We start from the raw sequence: 25,407 nt of genomic DNA, 5'->3' as shown, positions 1-25,407 counted from the left end.
ATTATTTAATAAAGTAATTAGAAATATAATATTTATTGACAGTAATTAAAAATAGTAGTATTCAACTAATAGTGAATACTACTATTTTTATTAGTGAAAATAATTACTTTTATATAATTAATATTAACGACTAAAATTAACCATACCAATTAAGCAATATAATGCGTTTTTATTAACTTTTTTATAATCATCTAAACCTTTAACAAAGTCGATCATTTCTTTGATTTCTTTATATTCTTTTGAATTTTTATCATATTTCTTTAATAATGCTTTATGGTCTTTTATTACTTCATCATAAATTTGCACTCTTTTTTCTGCCTCTTTGTAAGATTTTAGTAAGTCTGAAGAATAATCGTTCATATAATCGCCTCTTTCTTTTGTTATAAAAATGTTTACATTTATAGTATAAACTATTATTGGCTACTTGTCATACTATAATTTTAAAAAAGTGAAAACCTTTTAATTTTTTTACATAAGATTTAACGGAAATTTACTTTATATATAATAATATGGTAAATATTTAAGATATAAGAACATATTATAAAACACGAATATAGAATAATAAAAAATATATACTTCAAATAGTAAATTAAGTCTTTAATAGTAGCCTAAAGAGATTTAGATGTTTATTTAAATAATACAAATGCTAAAAAAGAAAGGAAAGTGAACTTCTATGAAACCTGTTATAGGAATTACGTCATATATTAAAAAAGATGTATTTAGAAGTTTTTCACAAGTAGGATATGAGTATATTGATAAGATTGAAAAAGCAGGTGGTATTCCTTTAATTTTGCCTGTACTTCAGAAATATGGTTTAGAAGAACTAGATAAGATTGTGTACCATGTAGATGGAATTGTATTCACCGGAGGGAGCAATATAAATTCATCATGGTATGGTGAAGATTCAGTAGAAGAGCAGAATGAAGAGGATAATATTCGTGATAAATTTGAAAAAGATTTATTTATAACTGCCAAAAGAAATAAAAAGCCAATGCTTGGAATATGCAGAGGATGCCAGCTTATAAATGTCATGCAGAATGGAAGCCTTATTCAGAAGATAGATAATGAAATCAATACAAATGTATGTCATAAGGGAAAAGGGCAGAAAATATATGATATGGAGCATGAAGTATGTTTTGACAAGGATTCCGATTTGAAGAAGATTTATAATTCAGATAAGATTCTGGTAAATTCTTTTCATGAACAGTGCATAAAGCATCTTGGTGAAAATCTCAAAATAACAGCTAGATGTTGTGAAGATGGCATACCTGAAGCTATCGAATATCAAGGTGATTTTTATATGATAGGAATTCAATGGCACCCTGAAGCATTTGAAGACCAAATGAAGTTATTTAATAAATTTGTTGAGACATGTGTAAAATCAAGTAATAGTTAATGAGTAGATAAATAGTATGCCTTCATAAGCCATGCAGAATAATTAAAGGTTCTGTATGGTTTATTTCTATTCTTGTAAGTAGAATGTTCTGAATTCTCTAGGTGAATATCCCTTGTGATTTTTAAATACTCTGTTAAATGTAGCTATGCTTTTAAAACCAACTAAGTATGCAATTTCAGTTATTGTATGAGATGAATCAGATAATAATTGCTGAGCTAGTCTTATTCGCTGATTAGTTACATATTCAACAAAAGAGCATGAAGTTACTTGTTTGAATGTTCTGGAAAAATAATATGGACTGAATCCAGCAAAAGAAGCAACGTGATTTAGAGTAAGATTTTTGCTACAGTTATTATTTATATAGTTACATGTAGAATTAATTTTGTTTATTGTTTCAGTGTTTATAGGAGGAGTATTTTTAGAATCTTTTGAATCTATAATATGAATATATCTAGCAAAAGCTAAAAAACATTGATAAAGAGATATTATTATATTTATACCTTTATAATAATCATCTAATTTATTATATTTTGTTATTTCATAAAGGTATGAGTACATTTCTTCAGTGATATTTTTAAATGAACTAACACCAATGTGATGGTGTTTTCTAAAGTTGTTGTAGTGTGAAGAAAATTCAGGACGTTCATTTAGTACAGATGGGCTAAACTGAATGCCAAGAATATCATTTCCATTTCCCTTAACAATTTCATGAAGTTCCCCAGGCCATACTATAAGTATATCTCCACTTTTTAAATGATAAGTTGTATTATTTATTGTTACACATAAATAAGAAGAATTTTTTTTGTTAGATTCTATTTGATTTTCTAGTGCTTTATTAGATTCAAATGGAAGACATATAATTTCAATATAATTATGCCAATGCATATGAAAAGTAGTAGCGAACTTTTCTATAACATTTATATTACCGTGAAAAAGTAGGTTTTCAAAATTAGATGCATCTTTCATAAAGTATACCTTGAGTCAAATAGACAATTATCCTTTCTTATCAGTTTCATTAAATATAATCTTATACTCTAATATTAAAAAAAAAGGGTATAAGTGTCAAATAGCAAGAAATGAGAAGTATTTGACAAATAGTGGTTAGTTTTTTTATTTTTACATTTATATAATGTAATGGAAGAAAAATTGAGAAGAAGTTAATGTATGAAAAAGCATTCTTTTAATATAACTTATTAATGGAATTAAGTACATATAGCTGACGGAGGTGGTTTTATGGGAGAAAGTAGAATTACTGATATGACAGTAGGAAGTAGTACTAAACATATTATAAAATTTGCACTTCCTTTACTGTTTGGAAATCTGTTTCAACAATTTTATAACCTTGTGGATTCAATAGTAGTTGGAAATTATGTTGGTGCTAATGCGCTTGCAGCAGTTGGAGCATGTGGTTCTTTAAACTTCTTATTTTTTTCATTAAGTGGAGGTATTTCAGGCGGTATCGGTATAATAGTAGCTCAGTATTTTGGATCAGGAAATAGTAGTAAAGTAAAAGATACAATTGTAAATTCAATTTATGTACTAGGTGCTGTATGTATAGTAGTTAGTGTAATAGGCATAATTTTTGCACCTGAAATTTTAGAATTATTATCTACACCAGAAGAAATAATATATGATTCTACACTGTATCTTAGGACAACCTGTGCTGGAATGATAGTAATAGCAGCTTATAATGGGGTATCTTCGATTTTAAGATCACTTGGAGATTCAAAGACTCCACTTATATTTCTAATCATTTCATGTATATTAAACATAGTATTAGATCTTATTTTTGTAATTTATCTTGATGCAGGTGTATTGGGGGTAGCATTTGCTACAATTATTGCACAGACAATTTCAGCAGTAACAAGCACTATTTATGCAGTACGAAATATATCATATTTTAAGATTTCTAGAGAAGAGATGAAGCCTGACAGAGAGATTATAATGAATTCATTAAAGATAGGAACTCCTATAGCGTTTCAAAGCTCACTTATTGCTATTTCGTGTTTAGTTCTTCAAAGTGTAGTAAATAGTTTTGGGGCAACAGTAGTAGCAGCATTTACTGTAACATCTAGAATTGAGCAGATAGTAATGCAGCCATATGGCTCGTTGTCTATGGCAGTAACTACTTTTACAGGTCAGAACATGGGAGCAGGTAAGATTGAACGGGTGAAAAAAGGTTTATACAGTTCTACAATTATGATTTTATCATTTAGTTTATTAATGCTTCCAATTGCATATATATTTGGAGAATCAATAATAAGAATATTTGTAAATGAAGCTAATGTTATTGAAATGGGGGCTAAAGCATTAAGAATTACAAGTATATGCTATTTTCCATTAGGAATGATATTCATACCAAGAGCATTATTAAATGGAGCTGGTGATGCAAAATTCTCTATGATAAATGGAATAACTGAAGTGTTATGCAGAATAATATTTTCTAATATCTTTACTAAGATTGCATTTATTGGCTTATGGGGAATATGGATTACATCAGGAGCTACATGGACAGTTACAGCAATCGTATGTATTTTACGTTATGCAAGTGGAGTATGGAAAACAAAAGCAATAGTTTCAACAGCAAATTAAAAATGTTTATTAAATAATTTAGTTGTTTATACTTTTATAGAGTGGTATTCTTTTTAAAAGAATAATTATATTCTAAGGAGAATTATTATGGAAAATGAAGAATTAACTGTAGAAGATATAAAAACTATTTTAGATAAGCAAAATAAGTATTTTGATAGTCAAGTTACTAAAAATATAGATTTTAGAATAAAACAGCTTAAGAAATTAAAAGAAGGTGTTAAGAAATACGAAGATAAGATAAATCAAGCCCTTTACTCAGATTTAGGTAAGAATAAAAATGAAGCATATATGACAGAAGTAGGGCTTGTATATAATACTATAACTCATATGATTAAAAACTTAAAAAAATGGGCAAAACCAGAGAGAAGAAAGACACCATTTTACTTAATGCCGTCTAGAAGCTTTATAATAAATGAGCCATATGGTGCAGTTTTAGTAATATCACCATATAATTATCCAGTTGAACTTTTACTTGAGCCACTTGTAGGTGCAATAGCAGCTGGAAATACTGTTGTTCTTAAACCATCTGAAATAGCACCTAATGTTTCAAAAGTGATGAAAGAAATGATTGATGAGATTTTTGAAGAGGAGTATGTAGCATGTGTTGAAGGTGGAATTGAAACAAATACAGCTCTATTAAATAATAAATTTGATTATATTTTTTTCACTGGAAGTCCAGCTGTTGGGAGAATAGTAATGGAGGCGGCTGCTAAAAACCTTACACCAGTTACTCTTGAACTTGGAGGAAAGAGTCCAGTTATAGTAGATGATAGTGCAAATATAAAGGAAGCAGCCAAAAGGATAATATGGGGTAAGACATTAAATGCAGGTCAAACATGTGTTGCACCAGATTATTTAATGGTAAAGAAAAATGTAAAAGACCAGCTTATTAATGAAATGAAAAATGCAATTCATGAATTCTTTGGAAAAAATATAGAAGAAAGTAATTCCTTTGGAAGAATAATAAATGATAGGCATTTTAATAGAATAAAAGGACTTATTGAAAAAGACAAAGAAGGAATTGTGTTTGGGGGAAGCTTTAATGAGGAAAAGAGGTATATAGAACCTACTATAATTGAAGTTTCATCTTTAGATGCAGCAACTATGAGTGAAGAAATATTCGGGCCAGTTCTTCCGGTTTTGTGCTATGAAAATTTAGATGATGCAATAAAAATAATAAAGAAATTATCAAAGCCTTTAGCATTGTATTTATTTACAACAAAAAAGGATGTGGAGCAAAAAGTATTGAGTGAAATTAGTTCAGGTGGTGTCTGCATAAATGATACTATTACACACCTTGCAAATAGTAATATACCATTTGGAGGCGTTGGAAATTCTGGAATGGGAAGTTATCATGGAAAAGATACATTTACGACTTTTTCACATAGAAGATCTGTATTAAAGAAGCCTTCAAGCTTAGGTTTTGGTGGTTCAATGATGTATCCAGAATATACAGAAAAACAATTAAATTTAGTTAAAAAAGTATTTAAGTAAACTATAAAAAGCTAAAAGTGAAATTTAATAGAAGTAATTTAAGGGCAGAGTATTAAACATTATTACTCTGTCTTTTGTCGTAGTTATAATATGATTTAAGAGAAATCATACTAATCAGTAATATATTAAAAATAAACAAATCGTTAAATAATAAAAAAGCAATAAAATCTATTTATTTATATTAAATTAATAAAAAAACAATAAAAACATTTGTAATATGTTATAAAATCTTTACAAAAAATTGGAAAATAGGTATAATTAATAAATAAAGATTGTATACATTATTAATGTTAATCAATTTTTATATGGTAGAACTTATAAGGTGAAAATTTATAAGAAATAGGGTGATTGTATGGAAAAAAGAGAAGTATGGTCTTCAAGAATTACATTTATTCTAGCAGCAATAGGTTCAGCAGTTGGTCTTGGTAATGCATGGCGTTTTCCAGGTCTTGCAGCTAAATATGGAGGAGGAGCATTTTTATTGACTTATGGAATTGCTATGTTTATTTTAGGAATTCCAATGCTATCAATGGAAATTGCAATAGGAAGAAAAACACGTCAAGGAGCACCAGGTGCATTTAGAAGTATAAATAAAAAAGCAGAATTTGTTGGGTGGGCAGCTACTACTAATGCATTTGCTATACAGATATATTATGCGGTTGTATTTGCATGGGTAATAGCAATGGCTGTATTTAGTTTTAAATTTGCAGGAATGGTTGGAAATCCAAAAGCGGCAAGTTCCTTATTTGGAGAAATTACTAAGACTTCATGGACTATTCAAGGAGCAGGAATTCCTTTAGTTATGGCTATATGCCTTGCAGTTGCATGGATTCTTATTTATGCATGTATAAGAAGAGGGACTGTAAGTGTTGGAAAAGTAGTTAAATATACAGGACTTACACTTCCACTTATTTTTTTAATTATTATGGCTGTAAAAGGTATATCAATGCCTGGAGGAACTAATGGATTACTTAAATTATTTATTCCAGATTTTTCAGTGATAAGTGATAATGGTTTGTGGTCAAATTTAATTATTGATGCAATTGGACAGGTGTTTTACAGTCTTTCTATAATGATGGCAATAATGTTTGCATATGGTTCTTATCTTAAAGAAGAAGCTAATGTGGCGAAAGATGCAACAATAATAGCATTGGCGGATTTTGGAGTAAGTGTTTTATCAGGAATTGTTATGTTTACTACTATGTATGGTGTTGGTATGACTATAAATGATATGTCTGCATCTGGAATAGCTACAGCATTTATAATATTTCCACAGGCAATAGCTAATTTAACAAGTACTGGATGGGTAAATGCTTTATTTGGAATGATATTCTATTTATGTCTTGCATCCCTTGCAGTTGACTCAGCATTTTCTATAGTAGAAGGTGTTTCAACAGCTGTAGCAGATAGATTTAAGATTAATAGGAGAAAGACTACAAAGAGAATATGTATAATTTCAGCACTATTTTCAATAATATTTATAACTAATTCAGGATTAGCATGGCTTGATATATTAGACAACTGGACAAATCAATATAATATGATTATAATCGGTGCTTTAGAATGTATTGTTGTAGGATGGGTATTTAAGCCAGGTAAGGTTTTAAGTGAAATAAATAGAAATACTGTATCCTATAAAATTCCTTCATGGTGGTTTATTGGTTCAATTAAATTTATCGCTCCAATAGCACTTATATTATTCTGTATATGGAATTTATATAGTTTATTTGCAGGCGGAGGAGTATATGGAGCAGATTCAGGATATCCTCTTTGGGCCAATGTTGTTGCAGGATGGGCTGTAACATTCTTAGTATTTTCAAGTGGATTCATAGCTAAAAAAGTTGTAAGAAAAAGATATGAAATGGTTATTGTTGATGAGAATATAGACTGGAAAGAGGATGTTATTAATTCTTAGTTAACTAATTTGTAAATCAGCATAGAAAGCAGGTTTAGAGTATTTTTATATACTTTAAACCTGCTTTTATTTTATGATTATATATTTAATAGTTTGTCTATAATATATTTATGTTATTTTAATCAAAAATATTGCAAATTATGGTATATTATTACTTGTAAAGTTGATTATTGTTTCTAAGGATGGAGGTGGAGTATGTTAAAGTTTTTAATTATACCATTAATAATCTTAATATTATTATGTGTGTATGTTACTTTTTGTTTTCATAAGTTTTCGTTTATAAAAAAATTAGAGAAGAAAAATAAAGCATTATCATGGATTGCAGCTAGCGTTCCAATTATAGTTTCAATAATAATTGGACTGTGGTATTTGATGTATCCTGTAGTAATATTAATTCATCTAGCATTTCTGTTCTTTATATGTCAAGTGATTTGCAAGATTGTTAGGAAAGTATTAAAAATTAATAAAGAAGGTTATATTGCAGGTGTTTTAGCTATAGTTTTGACTACAGGCTATTTTGTTTATGGATGGAATGTGGCTCATGATGTAGTTAGTACAGAGTATACTGTAACAAGTGACAAATTGGCTGATGGAGATAGTTTTAAGGTTGTACAGATTACAGATTCACATATAGGAACAACATTCAATGGAAAAGAGTTTGAAAAATACATTGATGAAATTTCAGATTTAAATCCTGATGTTATAGTATTTACAGGAGATTTTGTAGATGGAAGCACTACATATGAAGATATGGTCGATGGCTGTAAATCACTAGGTAAGGCAAAATCAAAATATGGAGTTTATTTCGTATTTGGAAATCATGACTTAGATTTTTTTGGTGGAAATAGATACTATACTGATGAACAATTAATTAATGCACTTAAAGAAAATAATATAAATGTCCTTCAAGATGAAAGTGTATTGGTTGATAATAAGTTTTATATATGTGGAAGACAGGATGCTACAGTACATGACAGAATGAGTACTGATGAACTTATAAGAGAAGTAGATAAAACAAAGTTTATGTTACTTTTGGACCATCAGCCAATAGAGTATAAGGAAGCAGAAGAAAATGGAATCGATATGCTTTTATCAGGGCATACTCATGGGGGGCAGCTTTACCCACTTGCATACATAAATAAATTGGTTAGCAGAAATGACAGGGTATATGGATTTGAACAAAGAAAAAATACTTCGTTTATAGTAAGCTCTGGGATATCAGAATGGGGATTTGGATTCCGAACTGGATGTAAGAGTGAATATGTAGTTATAAATATAAATGGACTTAGATAGTTATGTTTTATTAATTATAAAACAGCAAAATTATTTTTGAAGAATAGTTAAAAACTTAATTGGATTTGCAAGGTAGAATTCATTATTTTGAATGAAGTCTACCTTGTTATTTTTTATGATACTAGAGATTAAGCTTAATATAGGTATATATCTATAGAAAAAATTAACATGTATGATATAATTTATATAGAAATATTCTTTTGGAACTATTATAAGAATAACTATAAATTTAAGATACATAATTTATGAGAACGTAAATAATAAAAAGGGGAAAATAATATGAAGCCTAAGATTCAAGATGTAGCAAAACTGGCAGGGGTATCACCAACTACGGTATCTAGAGTACTTAATGATAGAGGATACATAAGTGCTGAGACAAAGGAAAAAGTTAATAAGGCAATGAAGGAACTAAATTATTATCCTAATGATGTTGCACGTTCATTATATAATAAAAGAACGAATCTAATCGGAATAATACTGCCAACAACAAGTAATCCATTTTTTGGAGAACTTACTTTTTACATAGAAACAATATGCAATTCTTTAGGATACAAAGTATTGCTTTGTAATAGTCTGAACAATATTGATAAGGAAAAAAACTATTTGGAAATGCTTATGAGAAATCAGGTGGATGGCATTATAGTAGGAACACATAATCAAGGAATATTAGATTATAAAAATGATAATCTAGCAGTCGTATCAATAGATACAGATTTATCTGAGAATATTCCTATAATAGGATCAGACAATTATAATGGTGGTAAGATTGCAACGGAATTATTAATATCTAAGGGATGTACTAAAATAATTAATATTGATGGTGAGTTCTGCTTAAGGACTATGGCAAGGTTAAGAAAGACGGCCTATGAAGATATAATGAAGGCTAATAAGATGACTCCAATAACTTATGAAATTAAGAGTGCATTTGATGGAGGAAATCAGATTGAGATTGCAAATAAAATTTTGGATGAGCATCCAGATGTAGATGGAGTATTTGCAACTAATGATTTGTTTGCTGCATCATTTATTAACGAAGCTAGAAAACGTGGAAAAAGGATACCAGAAGATATAAAGGTAGTAGGGTATGATGGAACAGAGACAAGCAGAAGTCTATTGCCGAATCTAACTACCATAAAACAGCCTATTGAACTTATTGCAAGAAAGTCTATTGAGGTTTTGATAGAGGAAATAGAGGAAGATTATACAAATAAAAAAGCTAAAATAGCACTTCCAGTATTGTTGTTAGAAGGTAAAACTACTTAATGAATCCATAAGAACATACATATTTTAAACTGAAGATAGATAAGGCATACTTTTAGGATAATTATAAAGTATGTTTTATCTATTTTGTTTTTGAAAAAGTTTACTGGAATCGGTTGACATATGAAACCGATTGACATATAATTTATTCATAACTTGGAAATGTTTGCAAATAAATTTTATTAAGGGGGGATTTAAATATGTCAAAATCAAAATCATTGTATATTAAGTTAAGTGCGTATTTCTTCTTTTTCTTTGTAACTTGGTCAGCAAGTACATATCTATTTTCTATATGGCTTGGGCAGGAACTTAAATTAAGTGGAGCTGATTCAGGAATTATTTTCTCAGTTAATGCTATTTTTGCTTTATGTATGCAGCCTTTATATGGTTATTTTTCTGATAAGATAGGGTTAAAGAAAAGCATATTGAGTTTTATTAGTATATTGCTAATTTTTGTTGGACCATTTTTTATATATGTATATGGACCTTTATTAAGATATAATGTATTGATAGGGGCAGTAGTAGGAGGACTTTATATAGGAGCAGCTTTTGCAGCTGGTGTAGGTGCTATTGAATCATATATTGAGAAAATTGGACGTAAATATAACTTTGAGTATGGAAAGTCTAGAATGTGGGGCTCACTAGGATGGGCAGCAGCTACATTTTTTGCAGGACAGTTATTTAATATAAATCCTAATATTAATTTCTGGATAGCATCAGTTTCTGCTATAATATTATTCTTCATAATTCAATCTGTATCAATAGATATGACAGAAGAAGAAAAGGAAAAAGCAGAATCTTTAAAAGTAAAAGATGTATTTGAGTTATTTAGATTAAAATCTTTCTGGTTTTTTATGCTATATGTCATCGGAGTGACATGTTTCTATGGCGTATATGATCAGCAGTTCCCATTATATTATTCTTCTATGTTTGCAACAAAAACTCAAGGAAATCAGATATTTGGATATCTTAATTCTTTTCAGGTATTTTTAGAAGCAGGAATGATGTTTGCAGCTCCTTATATAGTAAACAAGATAGGTTCTAAAAAAGGTCTTATTTTTGCAGGATTTTTGATGGCATTTAGAATTATAGGATCTGGTCTTGCAGGTGGCCCTATATTAATATCATTTATGAAGCTTATTCATTCATTTGAATTACCAATTATGCTTATTTCGGTATTTAAATACCTTGCAGCTAATTTTGATACACGTTTATCATCAATACTATACTTAGTAGGATATCAATTTGCATCTCAAGTTGGGACAAGCATATTATCGCCAATAGCAGGTAAGTTTTATGATAATATTGGCTTCAGCCATACTTATATTGCAATGGGTACAATAGTATTTGTTTTTGTATTTATCTCAATATTTACTTTGGGTAATTCACAAAATGAAGTTTTAGATAATAAAAAAGAAGAAAATAAATTATATGCGGAGGGAAATTAATGTTAGATAGTAGAATTGTAAAAGCAGAAGAATGTTTAAAAGAAGCAAAGGGAAAATTAAATGAAAGATATAGATTAGGATATCATATAATGGCTCCAGCTAACTGGATCAATGACCCTAATGGATTAATTCAGTATAGAGGAGAGTATCATGTATTTTATCAGCATCATCCATATGATGAAAACTGGGGACCTATGCATTGGGGGCATGTTAAAAGTAAAGATCTTATGCATTGGGAATACTGCCCAATTGCATTAGCTCCAGGAGATGAATTTGATAAAGGCGGATGTTTTTCAGGAAGTGCTGTAGATAATGATGGTGAATTAACACTAATTTATACAGGTCATAACTATATAGACAAGGAAAAAGATACATTTTATGAAACTCAGAATATTGCAGTAAGCAGTGATGGAATAACATTTAAAAAGTATGGCAATAACCCAGTTATAGCAGAACCACCAGCTGATAGTATTCATCATTTTAGAGATCCAAAAGTGTGGAGATATAAAGGTAAGTGGTATATGGTTGTAGGTAACTCTACAAAAGAAAACATAGGAAGAGTTATATTATATACATCATTAGATTTACGTAAATGGGATTATGTTGGTACACTTGCAACAAGTAGTGGTGAACTAGGTTATATGTGGGAATGTCCAGATTTCTTTAAGTTAGGTGATAAATACGTATTAACATTCTCACCACAAGGTATGGATAAAAGTGGAGATGATTATCAGAATTTATTCCAGACAGGTTATATAGTTGGTGATTATGATTATGATAAAAATGAATTTAAACATGGTTCATTTACTGAATTAGATAAAGGTCATGATTTTTATGCAGTTCAGTCATTTGACGATGATAAGGGACGTAGAATTGCAATAGGCTGGATGGATATGTGGGAATCAGATATGCCGACTAAAAATGATGGCTGGTGTGGTGCACTTACACTTCCACGTGAATTAACATTGAGCAAGGATAATAAGGTGCTAATGAATCCAGTAGAAGAAGTTGAATTACTTAGAAATTCAAAACAAGGTGAAGCAAGTGAGATAATAATATCAAAGGATAATAGTTTTAAACTAGATACTACAGAAAGAATGATGGAAATAGAATCTGTATTTGATTTATCGGATTCTTGTGCAGAATCAGTTGGAGTAAGAATTAATGGAAGCAGAGAAGAAAAGTTAGTGTTAACATATAATAGAGAATTATCAAAACTTGTTCTTGAATGTGGTGATTTTGGAAAGGATAAAAAAGATCCTTCAAGAAAAGTGACTTTAAAAGAAAATTCAAAGCTTTCACTACGTATATTTTTAGACAGATCTTCGATTGAAGTATTCATAAATAACGGAGAAGCTACAATGACAAGTCGTATTTATCCTAAAGAAGAAATAAGTAATATTGAACTATTTTCACAAGATGGAAAAGTAAAAGTTGATACATTTAGCGCTTGGGCATTAAAGGATACTTGGAAGTAAAGAATTAATATTGTGAACAAATAAAATGAGGTTTTATCAAAACAAGTTTGATAAAAATATTTAATTACAAAATATATCATTGACCATCTATTGAAAGTCCTGAAAAGGATTGATAGATGAAGAACAGAATAGAAAGATAAACAAGATATTAAAATAGAAAATGATATAAGTCAGAATATCTTATAGAATATAAATATTGATTTATAGTAAAATCCCTTGGAAAAGTCTTTTATTGATTTAGTTCCAGGGGATTTTATAATATTAAAATATTGTTATGGGCTGTAAGTTATCTTAATTGTAATTTATTATTTTGAATATATATTGATAAGTAGGCTTAGTTGGTTGAGAAATATTTTGTATTACTTATTTAAATATTCTTTTTATAAAATTATATAGACCATGTTTCCATACTGTAAAGTCGTGATTTCCATCTATTGTGTACCAAAGATGATCAACATCATTGTTTATTAACGTATCATGATATAATTTTGGATTGTCATATACAACAGTATCGTTATTTCCTGTACATATCATTATAAGCTTTGGAGTAACTTTTGAATTCTTAGGAATTGTAAATTGCTCTGCAGTATATTGACCAGAATAATTTAATGTTTTTTCAGGAAGTAATCCTGGAGCAGGAGAAAATGCGCCAATGTATGCAAATTTATCAGGTTCCTTAAATCCTATGTAAAGAGATTCACGTCCACCCATTGAAAGTCCGGCTATAGCAGTATTTTCTCTGTCTTGCTTTGTTGAATAAGTAGAATTTATAAATGGTATTAAGTCATTGTTTAAATCATTTATGAAATTATCAAAGGCATTTATGTTTTCAACACTTAAGATTTCTTCTGGTAAAGAATCATCATATGAAGCTCGCACATTAGGCATAACAACAATCATTTCTGGGCAGTTTCCTTCAGCTTCAAGATTACCTATAATTTCTTTTGGATTTCCTCCAAGCCATTCATTATGAGTTCCCCCTATACCATGTAGGAGATATAATACAGGATATTTTTTATCTGTTGAATAGTTTGCTGGCAATAAAATATTACATTTTCTAGTGTTACCAGTAGTCTTTGAGTAGTATGATACTTCTTCTATATATCCATATTTTACATTTTGTTTGTTAAGATCAAATCTACTAGGGACTGAGTAGTTTTCCATATTAATTCCTCTCTTTCTTATTTTGCGTAGTATTTGAGTAGTAAGATACCTCTTTTAAATCTCCATAATTTACTCCAAGTTTATAAGTATCAAATCCATAAGGTACTTCGTAGTCAATCATGGATTCAGCCTCACTTCCATTAAATTGTGGTTTTGCCCTGCATCTTTTAAATTAATTTCGGATGTGTTTGTGCTTGCAAATACTGAGAATGGTGTAGAGCATGTACATGTAATTAACATATTAGAAAGAGTTAAAAGAAAAAAATTTTTTCCGTAAATTCATAAATCAACACCTCTTAAAATGGATTATATTTCAATTATATAAAAAGGGTTGTATAGTATCAATATACCATGTTAAACATTTACAATAATTAGTATTTATTCTAAAATTTTTAATGTTTTTTTATAGAATAAGTTTATTTAGTACTGCAAAATGGTTTTTTAAGAATAGTTAGGTAATTTAGTGGAATACTAAATTTTGAGGTGATTTTATGGAATCTGTATGGAGTAATACTTGTAAGATAAAAAAGAGAGAAACTTTAAATGGAGATCTAAAAGCTTATGTTTTAATAATAGGTGCAGGAATAGCAGGTATTCTTACAGGATATTTGTTAAAGAAGAGTGGGAGAAATCCAGTTATCATTGATAAATATAAAATGCTATGTGGAAATACAAAAAATACTACAGCAAAGATAACATCACAGCACCATATTATATTAGAGCTTATAAGAATTTTGTTTTGTTTGGTGGCATAAGCCAAAGAACTGGTGAAAATGAAAAGGGTGTAGGGTATGAAAAATTAAGAAAAGCTGCAAAAATAATATATCCACAATCAGAAGAAAGATATTACTGGTCAGCTTAGGATTGTATGCCCATAGATGGAATACCTTACATAGGACGATATTCAGAAAAAACGCCAAATATTTATGTGGCTACAGGCTTTAATAAGTGGGGAATGACAAGTTCCATGGTATCAGCAACAATAATTTGTGATATGATTCTTGGAATAGAATGCAACTATGCTGATATATTTTCACCAGAAAGATTTGACTTATCTTCATCAGTAAAAAATATTGCAAAGGATATGACTGAAACAACTGTAAATTTTATTGCACAGAAGATACATATACCAAGTAGTAACCTTGAGCATATTAAGAAAGGTCATGCTGGAATTATTGAATATGAAGGAGAAAAAATAGGAGTATATAAAGATAAGCAAGGAAATGCGTGTTTTGTTTCAACAAAATGCTCTCACTTAGGATGTGAGCTTCATTGGAATGATGATGAATTAACCTGGGATTGTCCTTGCCATAGTTCAAGATTTGACTATATGGGAAAATTGATAGATAGCCCTGCTATAAAAGATATTGTAGAAGATTTTACTTTGTGAAATAAAAGAATAATTTATTGTTGACTAATTAAAACTACAAACATATAATGGAAATGAAGATAGATTTCAAAATGAAAGTGAGGGAAGTTTGTGAGTGTCTAGTATCACAATAAGAAAATTATATAATTCCTAAAAAAATAGGGCTTAATAGCTTTTATTTTGATGGAATTAATTATTGATATTATGATACGAGTCCACGAAACACAAATTACCTTAAACAGGAAGCTAAAATAATTGAAATATGATTTTTGAATTAATAAAGTATAAGCGATTTATATGCTTTTGGAATTATATTATTTTTAGCTAACATAGATAAATTGTAATTAAGCTGTGGAGTATCCATGGCTTTTTATTTTAGAAATAAATAATAGCTTAAACTGTTAACTGTTACTTGTTAACTGATAACTGAAAATGAAGTCTGTCTTAATGTTTCGTTGACTTGAATAAAGCCAAGGAGAGTATAAAATGGATAATACAACATTAGAAAAATTAAATTATTATGATATAAAAGAAATTGTAAAAGGATATTGTATAAGTGGCCTAGGAAAAGCATTAATAGATAAGCTTGAACCAAGTACAAATATAAAAGTCGTGAAAAGAAGGCTTGATGAGACATCAGAAGGAAGAGCTCTTTTAGATGCATCATATCATATACCTTTAGATGGAGTATTTAATATACTTTCTCTTATAGAAAAAATGGAAAAGGGAGCATCATTAGAACCAGAAAATCTTATAATGATATCAGATTTTTTGAGAGGATGCAGAAAAGTTAAAAACTTTATGAAAGATAAAGAAGGATATGCACCAACTTTAAGCTTGTATAGTGATAATATTACTGAGCTTGAGTATATAGAAGAGGAAATTAACATTTCTATTACAGGAAACAGGGTAGATTCAAATGCATCAAAAGAGCTTAAGAAAATAAGAAAGCGTATTGATATGTGTGAAGGAAAAATAAAAGAAAAGCTAGAGAAGTTCTTAGAAATGATTTATGAACGAATTAAAGATCTTAAAATGAATATAGATGTTATATCTGAACTTGATATGATATGGGCAAAGGCTAAGTATAGTAATGATATACAAGGTATTCAGCCTAAAATTAATGATTATGGATATATAAAAATAGTGAAAGGATGTAATCCTCTTATTAAAAATCCAGTGCCATTAGATTTTGAAATAGGAAGTAATTATAGGTCATTAATAATTACAGGTCCAAATGCAGGAGGGAAGACAGTTGTCTTAAAGACTGTTGGGATGCTTACACTACAAACAATGCTTGGTTTTCATATAAAAGCAAAAAGAGATACTGAAGTATCTATATTTAATAAAATTTTTGTAGATATAGGAGACAATCAAAGTATAGAAAATGCATTAAGTACATTTTCATCGCATGTAAAAAATCTTGCTCATATTATAAAGGAAAGTAATAAATCAACATTGCTTCTTTTTGATGAAATAGGAAGTGGAACAGAACCTAATGAAGGAGCAGCACTAGCAATTGCAGCACTTGAAGATTTATATAAAAAAGGATGTATAATAATATAATAATTTTTTATAATAAAGAGTTTATAGAGGTTAATTATAGAAGAGTAAAGCTTCAACTTAAAGCTTGTGAGCTTTATCCAGAAGGATATGACTTAAATCAGATATTTATAAGTTTTAAGGAAAGAAAACTTGAAAGAGATATTGAAAGAGGCTCAAAGAAAGCTTTAAAAGAAATAAGGAAATCATGGAAACACATGTAGAAATAATGAATGAATTTATAAATTAAAACAATAATACAATTAAAAAATATAAAAAAGACATATTTATGCCACATTTTTGGAATATAATATAGTTGAGTAATAAAGTGATTTTTTAATATATAAGTTTACTTTTATAAACAGAACTGATAGATTATGTTGGTTAGTAAGTATAATTTTATATTTAATTTTTATGAAGCTGCAGAAATACTTTCTGCAGCTTTTTGAGATAATAAATAAGGTGATAATATTATAATAGTATCGGCAAAAATTATTGGAGGAGCTATGGATACAATACAAAAGATATTAATTTGTGATGATAATGAAGCAATACATGAAACAATAGGTACATATTTAGAGAATGATGGAATGAAATATATTTCTGCATATGATGGATTAGAAACATTAGAAAAATTCTATAGTGAAAATCCTGATCTTATTATTCTTGATTTAATGATGCCAAAAATGTTTGGAACAGAGGTGTGCAGGGAAATACGTAAAACCAGTGATGTTCCAATAATAATGCTTACTGCAAAAGGTGAGGAAATTGATCGTATTATTGGACTTGAAATCGGTGCTGATGACTATATTGTAAAGCCTTTTTCACCTAGAGAAGTTGTAGCTAGAGTAAGAGCTATCTTTAGAAGAGTCGGTAATAAAGGAGAGTACCCTAGCAAGAGTAGCAGGAAGTTAGTGATTTCTAAAGATTTTAAAGTTGACCTTGATAAGTATGAAGTTACTATAAATGACATTAATGTCGAAATGACACCAAAAGAATGCGAGATATTATATCTTCTTGTTAAAAATGAAGGACGTGTATTAAGTAGAGAGGAAATTTTAGATAAAATATGGGGATATGATTATTTGGGAGATACTAGAGTAGTAGATACTCAAATAAAGCGTATTAGAAAAAAATTACCTGAGCATAATGAAAAGTGGGCAATAAGGACTGTATATGGAATAGGGTATAAATTTGAGGTGACAAAGTGAAGCAGAGTTTATTAAAGAGATTTCTTTTAATAATAAGCTTGGTATTATTTATTGGTTTTTCCGTAGGACAGGTTTTAGGTTTCTTTATAATAAAGAAGTGGTTTTTGATGGGAACAGTTAAGGAATTCACACTAATAATGGAAAACATAGTAGATGAAATAAATGAAAATAAAATTGATATTAATAATAATCATGATGTTATATTAAAAGCATATGATTTACAAGAAAATGAAATAATCATAAACAATATAAAAGAATATGAACTTTTTTCAGATTTAGATAAAGAAATTAAAAAGGATTTAAATCCATATATTAGCTGTATTTTGAAGGGGAGGACAGTTCAAAAAATCAAAAGCCTTAAGAATATTCCGGAAGAATTAATAATAATTGGAATGCCAATAAAAGATAATGGAAAAATTGTTGGAGCTATTTTTGCATTAAAGTCTGCCAGTAATTTTGATATTATAATTAAAGGGTTTTATATGATATTATTTTTTGTGAGTTTTGTGTCTGCTTCTATAATAGTTGGACTTATTTATTTCTTTTCAAGAAAGTATATAAAAACTCTTTTAGAAATAGCTGAAGTATCTGATTCTATGGCTGAAGGAAATTTTCATGCAAGAACAAAGGAAGAGGGATTTGGAGAAATAAGAGTTCTTTCAAATTCAATGAATAATCTTGCTTTAAAGCTCCTTGAAAATGACAAGAGCATAAAACGTTTGGAACAGACAAGACGTGATTATATAGCAAACGTATCTCATGAATTAAGAGCACCAATATCATCAATAAGAGCAATTTCAGAAACATTATGTGATGAATTTGAATTAGAAGAGGATAAAAAGAAAAGATATTATTTAATAATATTGAGAGAAACAAAAAGATTGCAGAAACTTATAAATGATATGCTTGAACTTTCAAGACTTCAGTCTGGAGAAATGGCTATTGCAAAAGAATATGTTAATGGTAAAGAAATTATGAATGAAATAAACGAATATTTTGAAGTATTTTCAGAAGATACTGATATAAAGTTCATGATTACAGAAAAAGCATTGAGTATTCCTGATTTTTATAGTAACAAAGATCGAATTATGCAGATACTATTTATACTAATAGATAATGCATTTAAGTTTACAAAGAAAAATGGATATGTAAAGATAGATGCCTCTTGGAATAATAAAATAATAAAGGTTAGCGTTGAAAATAATGGAAAACCTATAGCGGATGAAGATGTAGCATTTATATTTGATAGATTTTATAAAGGAGATAAATCGCGTAATGAGAAAGGTTCAGGGCTTGGTCTTTCACTTGCAAGAGAAATACTTAGAAATCTTGGAGAGGATATTTATGTTGATGAAGTAACGCCTGAATTTACAAGATTTGAATTTACTTTACATAGAAATTAAAGGTGTAATTTGTATAAATATAAAAATATTGTCTCCTGTTAAGTGTTATTTAATGTTTTAACTTTTAAGACATAGTTATTTCATAATTTTTTAAAATATTCTTGTTAAAATTTTTAGTGGATATAGGTTGAATTTTTATTTTAAATAGATTGTATTTATAGGGAAACGAAAGGATGAAGTATAAATGAAATCAAAAATGATAGTAGTACTTCTTGCAGCTACATTTGTAGTATCATCACTTGCAGGATGTTCTAATAGTTCCAATACATCAAATAGTAGTACAGTTGATATAGAAGTAACAGAAAATATTACTGATCCAGTTTTAAATTTTGATAAGGATAATTATAAAACAGAAACTATAAATGTAAATGGTCAAGATGTGACTTTTCGTGCTTATGAAAATGTTGTATATGTAGCACAACCAGTAGATACAAAGTATCAGTGCATGAACATATATATTCCAGAAGCATATTTTAATGGAGAATCAATAGGCGATTTTACAGCCGATACAGCACCTATATTTTTACCTAACAATGTAGATGGATATATGCCAGCAGAACCAGAAACTCTATCTTCTAACTCACAAAGTGAAGGAACACCTAATTCACTTCTTATGGCTATACAACAAGGATATGTTGTAGCATCACCAGGTGCAAGAGGTCGTACTAATGAAAATTCAGATGGAACTTATTATGGTAAAGCTCCAGCTGCAATTGTAGATTTAAAGGCAGCAGTAAGCTATCTTCATTATAATGATGATGCTATGCCAGGAACAGCAGATAAAATAATTTCAAATGGAACAGGTGCAGGCGGGGCAATGTCTTCTTTACTTGGAGCTACAGGAAATAATGAAGATTATAAACCATACTTACAACAACTTGGAGCAGCAAGCGCTTCAGATGCTGTTTATGCAGCTTCATGTTACGGACCAACAACAAATCTTGATAATGCAGATATGGGATATGAATGGTTATTTAATGGAATAAATAATTATACAACAAATAATACATCATTAACTCAAACAGCAGATCAGATGAAGTATTCAGACGAATTAAAGGCTGCATTCCCTGCATATATTAATGGTTTGAATTTATTAGATCAAGAGGGAAATCCATTAACTCTTGATGATAGTGGAAATGGTCCATTTAAGGATTATGTTAAATCTTATATTATTAAATCAGTACAGTCTGCAATAGACTCAGGAAAAGATGTATCGGATATAACATGGGCAACAATACAAGATGGAGCTGTAACTGATATTGATTTTAATGGATATATTAATTACATTTCAAGAGCAAAGGCAGCACCAGCATTTGATAAAGTAGATTTATCAAATGGAAATGCAACTGCTGAAAACAGCTTGTTTGGATCAGAAAATACTGACAATCAACATTTTACAGAATTCAGTATGACAAATGATACATCAGGAACTGGAACTATAGCAGATTCTCAAGTAATTAAGATGATGAATCCAATGAACTATATTGGAGTTGATGGATCAGATATGGCTAATTATTGGCGTATAAGACAGGGATTAAAAGATAATGATGTAGCAATATCTACGCCAGTAATATTAACAAATGAACTACAAGGTGCTGGAGCAGATGTTGACTTTGCTGTTTCATGGAATCAAGGTCATAGTGGAGACTATGATTTAGATGAATTATTCCAATGGATGAATGACATAGTGTAATTTATGTAGGAATTATATTTTAATAATGTAAATATAGAAATATTATATAAATTATTTTCGCAACATGTTGCGAAAGATTTAAAAATAAATTTTTATTTATAACAACGGAGTTATTAATTTAAGGATTTTAATTATAACTCCGTATTTTTTGTATAAAAATTAATTATATATTTGTATTAGTAAAAACTATTAGTCTAGATAATATGAACAGGTAAGTAATAACTCATAATAAAATATTTAATAGGAAACATTGACATAATTGGGGAGAGCATATTATAATACATTAAAGAAAACTAGTCCTTTAAATTTAGTCCAGAGAGACTAACAAGGTCGGAGATAAGTGGCACATAAGATAAATTAGATAGAGTTTTAAATTTAAATATAATAATTATATTTAGAACCTTTAATTTTTATATCTAATTATAGAGTTTAACGACCTTCTTAAAAAGAATGGTCGTTTTTTTTATAAGAAGTATAAGTACTAGTTTTCCTAAATAAAAATTTAGGAGGATAATAACAATGGAAGAAATGATAGTTGGAGTAGTAAATGAAGTTAATGTAGATAATCAAGATCATGATTATGCATTAGGACATGTACATAAAAAGGATAAGAAAGGATTCCTTTCAATGTTTGTAGTTATGCTTGGATTTACATTTTTCTCAGCAAGCATGTTGACTGGAGGAAATTTAGGGACAGGCTTATCTTTAAAAGAGTTTTTTATAGCTGTAGCAATAGGTAACTTGATTTTAGCTTGTTATACAGGAGCATTAGCATATATAGGTGCAGATACTGGACTTTCAATGCACTTACTTGCAAGATATTCATTTGGGGAAAAAGGTTCATATCTTGCATCATTTATAATTAGTATTACACAAATAGGATGGTTTGGTGTTGGAATAGCAATGTTTGCAATACCAATAGCAAATAGATTTAATATAAACTTATACTTATTAGTAGCAATAACAGGAATATTAATGACAGTGACAGCTTATTTTGGAATGAAGTCTTTAACGATTTTAAGTGCAATAGCAGTACCAGCAATAGCAGTACTTGGTAGTACATCAGCAATGATGGCAACTAACTCTATAGGGGGAGTTCAAGCATTAATGAATATAGATCCAACAAGTAAGATGGCAATGGTAACAGCAGTAACATTATGTGTAGGATCATTTATAAGTGGAGGAACAGCAACACCAGATTTTGCTAGGTTTTCTAAGAATAAAAAAATAGCAGTATCTTCAACAGTAATTGCTTTCTTTATAGGAAACACTTTAATGTTCTTATTTGGAGCAGTTGGAGCAATGGTTACAGGAAATTCCGATATAGCAGACGTAATGTTTTCACAAGGTTTAGTAATACCAGCAATTTTAGTTTTAGGATTAAATATTTGGACAACTAATGATAATGCAATATATACAGCAGGGCTTGGACTTTCAAACATAACAAAATTACCTAAGAAGCAAATGGTAATCATAGGAGGACTTATAGGAACAGTAGGAGCAATATGGTTAAACAATAATTTTGTAACATTCTTAACTTTCTTAAATTCAATGTTACCTCCTGTAGGTGGAATTATAATAGCCGATTATTTATTCGTAAAGAAAAGAAAATATGATAATATTGAAAATACAAAATTTGAAAAAGTAAACTGGATAGCAATTGTAGCTTTCTTAGCAGGATTTATTGTAGCAAATGTTGTATCAGTTGGAGTTATAGCTTTAAATGCAATATTAACAACAATGCTAGTTTATTTAATAGGAACAAAAATAATTAAAAGATAAGGAGATGCAGTATGTTAATTAAAAATGTAAGATTTTTAGATAAAGAAGGATTATTTTGTATAAAAATAGTAGATGGGAAGTTTTCAGAGATAGGAGAAAATTTAGAGGCAGAAAATAATGAAGAGATTATAGAAGGAAATGGAGCGTTAGCTTCTGCTCCATTTATAGAACCACATATTCATTTAGATACTACTTTAACAGCAGGAGAACCAGAATGGAATAAAAGTGGAACTCTTTTTGAAGGAATTGAAAGATGGTCTCAAAGAAAAGAGTTTTTAACTAAGGAAGATGTTAAGACTAGAGCTAAAAAGGCTATAGAATGGCAAGTAGCTAATGGTATTCAATTTATAAGAACACATGTAGATGTTACTGATGCTAGTTTAATTGCATTAAAAGCAATGGTTGAAGTAAGAGAAGAGGTTAAGGATTACGTTACATTACAAATAGTAGCATTCCCACAAGAAGGAATTCTTTCTTATCCAAATGGATTAGAGTTAATAGAAGAAGCTATAAAATTAGGAGCTGATGTAATAGGTGCTATACCTCACTTTGAATTCACTAGAGAATATGGAGTAGAATCAATTAACAAAATATTTGAATTAGCGAAAAAATATAATGTATTAGTAGATGTTCATTGTGATGAAATAGATGATGAGCAATCAAGATTCTTAGAAGTAGTTGCTACAAGAGCCTTAGAAACAGGTCTTAAAAATAAGGTGACAGCAAGTCATACAACAGCAATGGGATCATATAATGATGCATATACATATAAACTATTTAGATTATTAAAAATGTCAGGAATAAACTTTGTTTCTAATCCTTTAGTTAATACTCATCTACAAGGAAGATTTGACACTTATCCTAAAAGAAGAGGGATTACAAGAGTTAAAGAACTTAATGAAGCTGGTATTAATGTGAGCTTTGGACATGATGATATATTTGATCCATGGTACCCAATGGGAACTGGAAATATGTTGGAAGTAGTTCATTTTGGATTACATGTATGCCAAATGATGGGTTATGATGATATAAATGAATCATTAAAGTTTATATCAACAAATAGTGCAAGAACTTTAAATATAGAAGACAAATATGGAATAGAAATAGGTAAGCCAGGTAATTTAATTTTATTAAATGCTGAAAGTGGTTATGATGCCGTTAGAAGAAGAGCAGAGGTTTTATATTCTATAAGAGAAGGAAGAATAATTGCTAAGACTACACCAAGTAAGTCATATGTAAATATGGATGAAGAAAAAGAAGTAACATTTAAAAGATAGTAAAATTTTTAATAAAGATTTGAAGAGATAAGCACTATTCTTGGTCGGATGGGTGCTTTTTCTCTTTGTTTTTATATTAATATATCAATCATATAATTATTAATAATGAAAAAGAATATATTTATATGAGTACGATATATTAGGAGGTAAATCTTGAAGAAGACTAGGCAGGAAGAAAAAGTAATCTTAAAAGAGAAACAAAATCTAGCCAAGAAAGAAAATAATTTTATAAGAAAAAAAGAAATCTTATTCATAAAGAAAAAACTTAATCCTCTAAAAAACAAAGTAGAAGAAAAAATCCCAGACAAGCTTGCAGCAACAATCAATAAAACATTTGAAAAAGGATTTTATTATATATTTGAAAAGGGGACAGTTATAATTGAGAAAAGTTACAATGTAAATGAAATAAAGCTTGAGGCAGATGTAAATCAATATAGGCTATCAAAAGAGTTGAGCAGTAAGAATTTAAAGATAATAGATAAAGGAGTAAATCAAGGAAAGAATATAAGCCAGGGTATAACAGCAGTTGAAGGTTCAGCACTTGGGTTTATTGGAGTGGGAATGCCTGATATTCCTGTATTTATTTCTGTAATGCTTAGAATGATTTATGAAATTTCCCTTAAGTATGGATTTGATTATGATAATGATAAAGAAAAAGTATTTATATTAAACACAATATGTTTTGGAATAAGCAAGCCAGAAAATAAAAAGAAGTATTCTGAAGCATGCGACAAAATAGCAAAATTAATTGATAATAATGAAGAAAGTGATGTAGATTTAAATCTTGATAATATGATAAAAGAAACTTCAAAAAATCTTGTTAACACTTTGCTTGTTTCAAAGTTCATTCAAGGTATACCTTTAGTTGGAACTTTAGGTGGAGCTGTCAATTACATGGTTTTAAGTAATGTAAGTAAAGCTGCCCAAATGAAGTATAAAAAGAGGTTTATAAATAAACTATAAGCAGTGAACCCAAATCTGTGATTTGGTGTGAATCGCTTACTCAGCGAACGAATGTGAGTCGAGTTTCCTAAGCAGTGAACCCAAATCTGTGATTTGGTGTGAATCGCTTACTCAGCGAACGAATGTG

The 25,407-nt window shown here is 29.1% G+C and carries 17 protein-coding genes and 2 pseudogenes; 16 read left to right on the top strand and 3 right to left on the bottom strand.

The genetic code is table 11. From position 1 onward, the window contains the following. Nucleotides 1–123: 123 nt before the first annotated feature. Entirely contained in the window at nucleotides 124–360 is a 237-nt protein-coding gene (locus tag HF850_RS06190) for a hypothetical protein (RefSeq protein ID WP_169104598.1), read from the bottom strand. A 313-nt stretch (nucleotides 361–673) separates the two neighbouring features. On the opposite strand from HF850_RS06190, the gene HF850_RS06185 reads away from it, so the two are divergent. After that, nucleotides 674–1,396, top strand: a complete 723-nt coding sequence (locus HF850_RS06185; RefSeq protein ID WP_169104597.1) for a gamma-glutamyl-gamma-aminobutyrate hydrolase family protein — start codon at nucleotides 674–676, stop codon at nucleotides 1,394–1,396. Between the two features lie 66 nt (nucleotides 1,397–1,462). Here the strand turns inward: HF850_RS06185 and HF850_RS06180 are convergent, their stop codons facing one another. Further along, nucleotides 1,463–2,362, bottom strand: a complete 900-nt coding sequence (locus HF850_RS06180; RefSeq protein ID WP_169104596.1) for an AraC family transcriptional regulator — start codon at nucleotides 2,360–2,362, stop codon at nucleotides 1,463–1,465. A 267-nt stretch (nucleotides 2,363–2,629) separates the two neighbouring features. Between HF850_RS06180 and HF850_RS06175 the strand changes: the two genes are divergently transcribed. The 7 genes from HF850_RS06175 (at nucleotide 2,630) to HF850_RS06145 (ending at nucleotide 12,876) form a co-directional block, all read left to right on the top strand. Then, on the top strand, nucleotides 2,630–3,988 hold the full coding sequence (locus HF850_RS06175; protein ID WP_169104595.1) for an MATE family efflux transporter: 1,359 nt from the start codon (nucleotides 2,630–2,632) through the stop codon (nucleotides 3,986–3,988). Nucleotides 3,989–4,075: 87 nt separating this feature from the next. Then, the gene (locus HF850_RS06170) at nucleotides 4,076–5,482 is read left to right on the top strand and encodes an aldehyde dehydrogenase (protein WP_169104594.1); all 1,407 of its coding nucleotides are present in this window, start codon (nucleotides 4,076–4,078) and stop codon (nucleotides 5,480–5,482) included. Between the two features lie 352 nt (nucleotides 5,483–5,834). Then, nucleotides 5,835–7,397 (top strand): sodium-dependent transporter, encoded by a 1,563-nt coding sequence (locus HF850_RS06165; RefSeq protein ID WP_169104593.1) that lies wholly within the window; start codon nucleotides 5,835–5,837, stop codon nucleotides 7,395–7,397. 195 nt (nucleotides 7,398–7,592) lie between these two features. Continuing rightward, nucleotides 7,593–8,690 (top strand): metallophosphoesterase, encoded by a 1,098-nt coding sequence (locus HF850_RS06160; RefSeq protein ID WP_169104592.1) that lies wholly within the window; start codon nucleotides 7,593–7,595, stop codon nucleotides 8,688–8,690. Nucleotides 8,691–8,969: 279 nt separating this feature from the next. Then, complete coding sequence (locus HF850_RS06155; RefSeq protein WP_169104591.1) at nucleotides 8,970–9,953, top strand: LacI family DNA-binding transcriptional regulator; 984 nt, start codon at nucleotides 8,970–8,972, stop codon at nucleotides 9,951–9,953. A gap of 197 nt (nucleotides 9,954–10,150) precedes the next feature. Further along, nucleotides 10,151–11,398, top strand: a complete 1,248-nt coding sequence (locus tag HF850_RS06150) for an MFS transporter (RefSeq protein ID WP_169104590.1) — start codon at nucleotides 10,151–10,153, stop codon at nucleotides 11,396–11,398. Beyond that, complete coding sequence (locus HF850_RS06145; RefSeq protein WP_169104589.1) at nucleotides 11,398–12,876, top strand: glycoside hydrolase family 32 protein; 1,479 nt, start codon at nucleotides 11,398–11,400, stop codon at nucleotides 12,874–12,876. The genes HF850_RS06150 and HF850_RS06145 overlap by 1 nt, the downstream gene beginning before the upstream one ends. A 363-nt stretch (nucleotides 12,877–13,239) precedes the next feature. Here the strand turns inward: HF850_RS06145 and HF850_RS06140 are convergent, their stop codons facing one another. After that, nucleotides 13,240–14,040 carry an alpha/beta hydrolase-fold protein gene (locus tag HF850_RS06140; RefSeq protein WP_169104588.1) on the bottom strand — a complete coding sequence of 267 codons (801 nt, stop codon included), beginning with the start codon at nucleotides 14,038–14,040 and terminating at the stop codon, nucleotides 13,240–13,242. Between the two features lie 491 nt (nucleotides 14,041–14,531). Here HF850_RS06140 and HF850_RS06135 point away from each other — a divergent pair. The 8 genes and pseudogenes from HF850_RS06135 (at nucleotide 14,532) to HF850_RS06100 (ending at nucleotide 25,280) form a co-directional block, all read left to right on the top strand. Continuing rightward, a pseudogene (locus tag HF850_RS06135) lies at nucleotides 14,532–15,430 on the top strand (FAD-dependent oxidoreductase). Between the two features lie 465 nt (nucleotides 15,431–15,895). Further along, nucleotides 15,896–17,175, top strand: a pseudogene (locus tag HF850_RS06130) (hypothetical protein). A 282-nt stretch (nucleotides 17,176–17,457) separates the two neighbouring features. Next, a complete protein-coding gene (locus HF850_RS06125; protein WP_169104587.1) occupies nucleotides 17,458–18,162 on the top strand; it encodes a response regulator transcription factor in 705 nt (234 codons plus the stop codon). Further along, on the top strand, nucleotides 18,159–19,565 hold the full coding sequence (locus tag HF850_RS06120; protein WP_169104586.1) for a HAMP domain-containing sensor histidine kinase: 1,407 nt from the start codon (nucleotides 18,159–18,161) through the stop codon (nucleotides 19,563–19,565). The genes HF850_RS06125 and HF850_RS06120 overlap by 4 nt, the downstream gene beginning before the upstream one ends. A 184-nt stretch (nucleotides 19,566–19,749) precedes the next feature. Further along, nucleotides 19,750–21,258, top strand: coding sequence for a subtype B tannase (locus tag HF850_RS06115; RefSeq protein ID WP_169104585.1), 1,509 nt, complete (start codon nucleotides 19,750–19,752; stop codon nucleotides 21,256–21,258). A 519-nt stretch (nucleotides 21,259–21,777) separates the two neighbouring features. After that, on the top strand, nucleotides 21,778–23,040 hold the full coding sequence (gene codB / locus HF850_RS06110) for a cytosine permease (protein WP_169104584.1): 1,263 nt from the start codon (nucleotides 21,778–21,780) through the stop codon (nucleotides 23,038–23,040). An 11-nt stretch (nucleotides 23,041–23,051) separates the two neighbouring features. Beyond that, a complete protein-coding gene (gene codA / locus HF850_RS06105; RefSeq protein WP_169104583.1) occupies nucleotides 23,052–24,317 on the top strand; it encodes a cytosine deaminase in 1,266 nt (421 codons plus the stop codon). 153 nt (nucleotides 24,318–24,470) lie between these two features. Further along, nucleotides 24,471–25,280 carry an EcsC family protein gene (locus HF850_RS06100; RefSeq protein ID WP_206151606.1) on the top strand — a complete coding sequence of 270 codons (810 nt, stop codon included), beginning with the start codon at nucleotides 24,471–24,473 and terminating at the stop codon, nucleotides 25,278–25,280. Nucleotides 25,281–25,407: the final 127 nt, after the last annotated feature.

It is taken from the genome of Clostridium sp. SM-530-WT-3G, assembly GCF_012843905.1.
Classification (GTDB): Bacteria; Bacillota; Clostridia; order Clostridiales; family Clostridiaceae; genus Clostridium.
The sequence above is the reverse complement of the archived record's forward strand: the minus strand, read 5'-3'. Positions and strand labels throughout refer to the sequence as shown.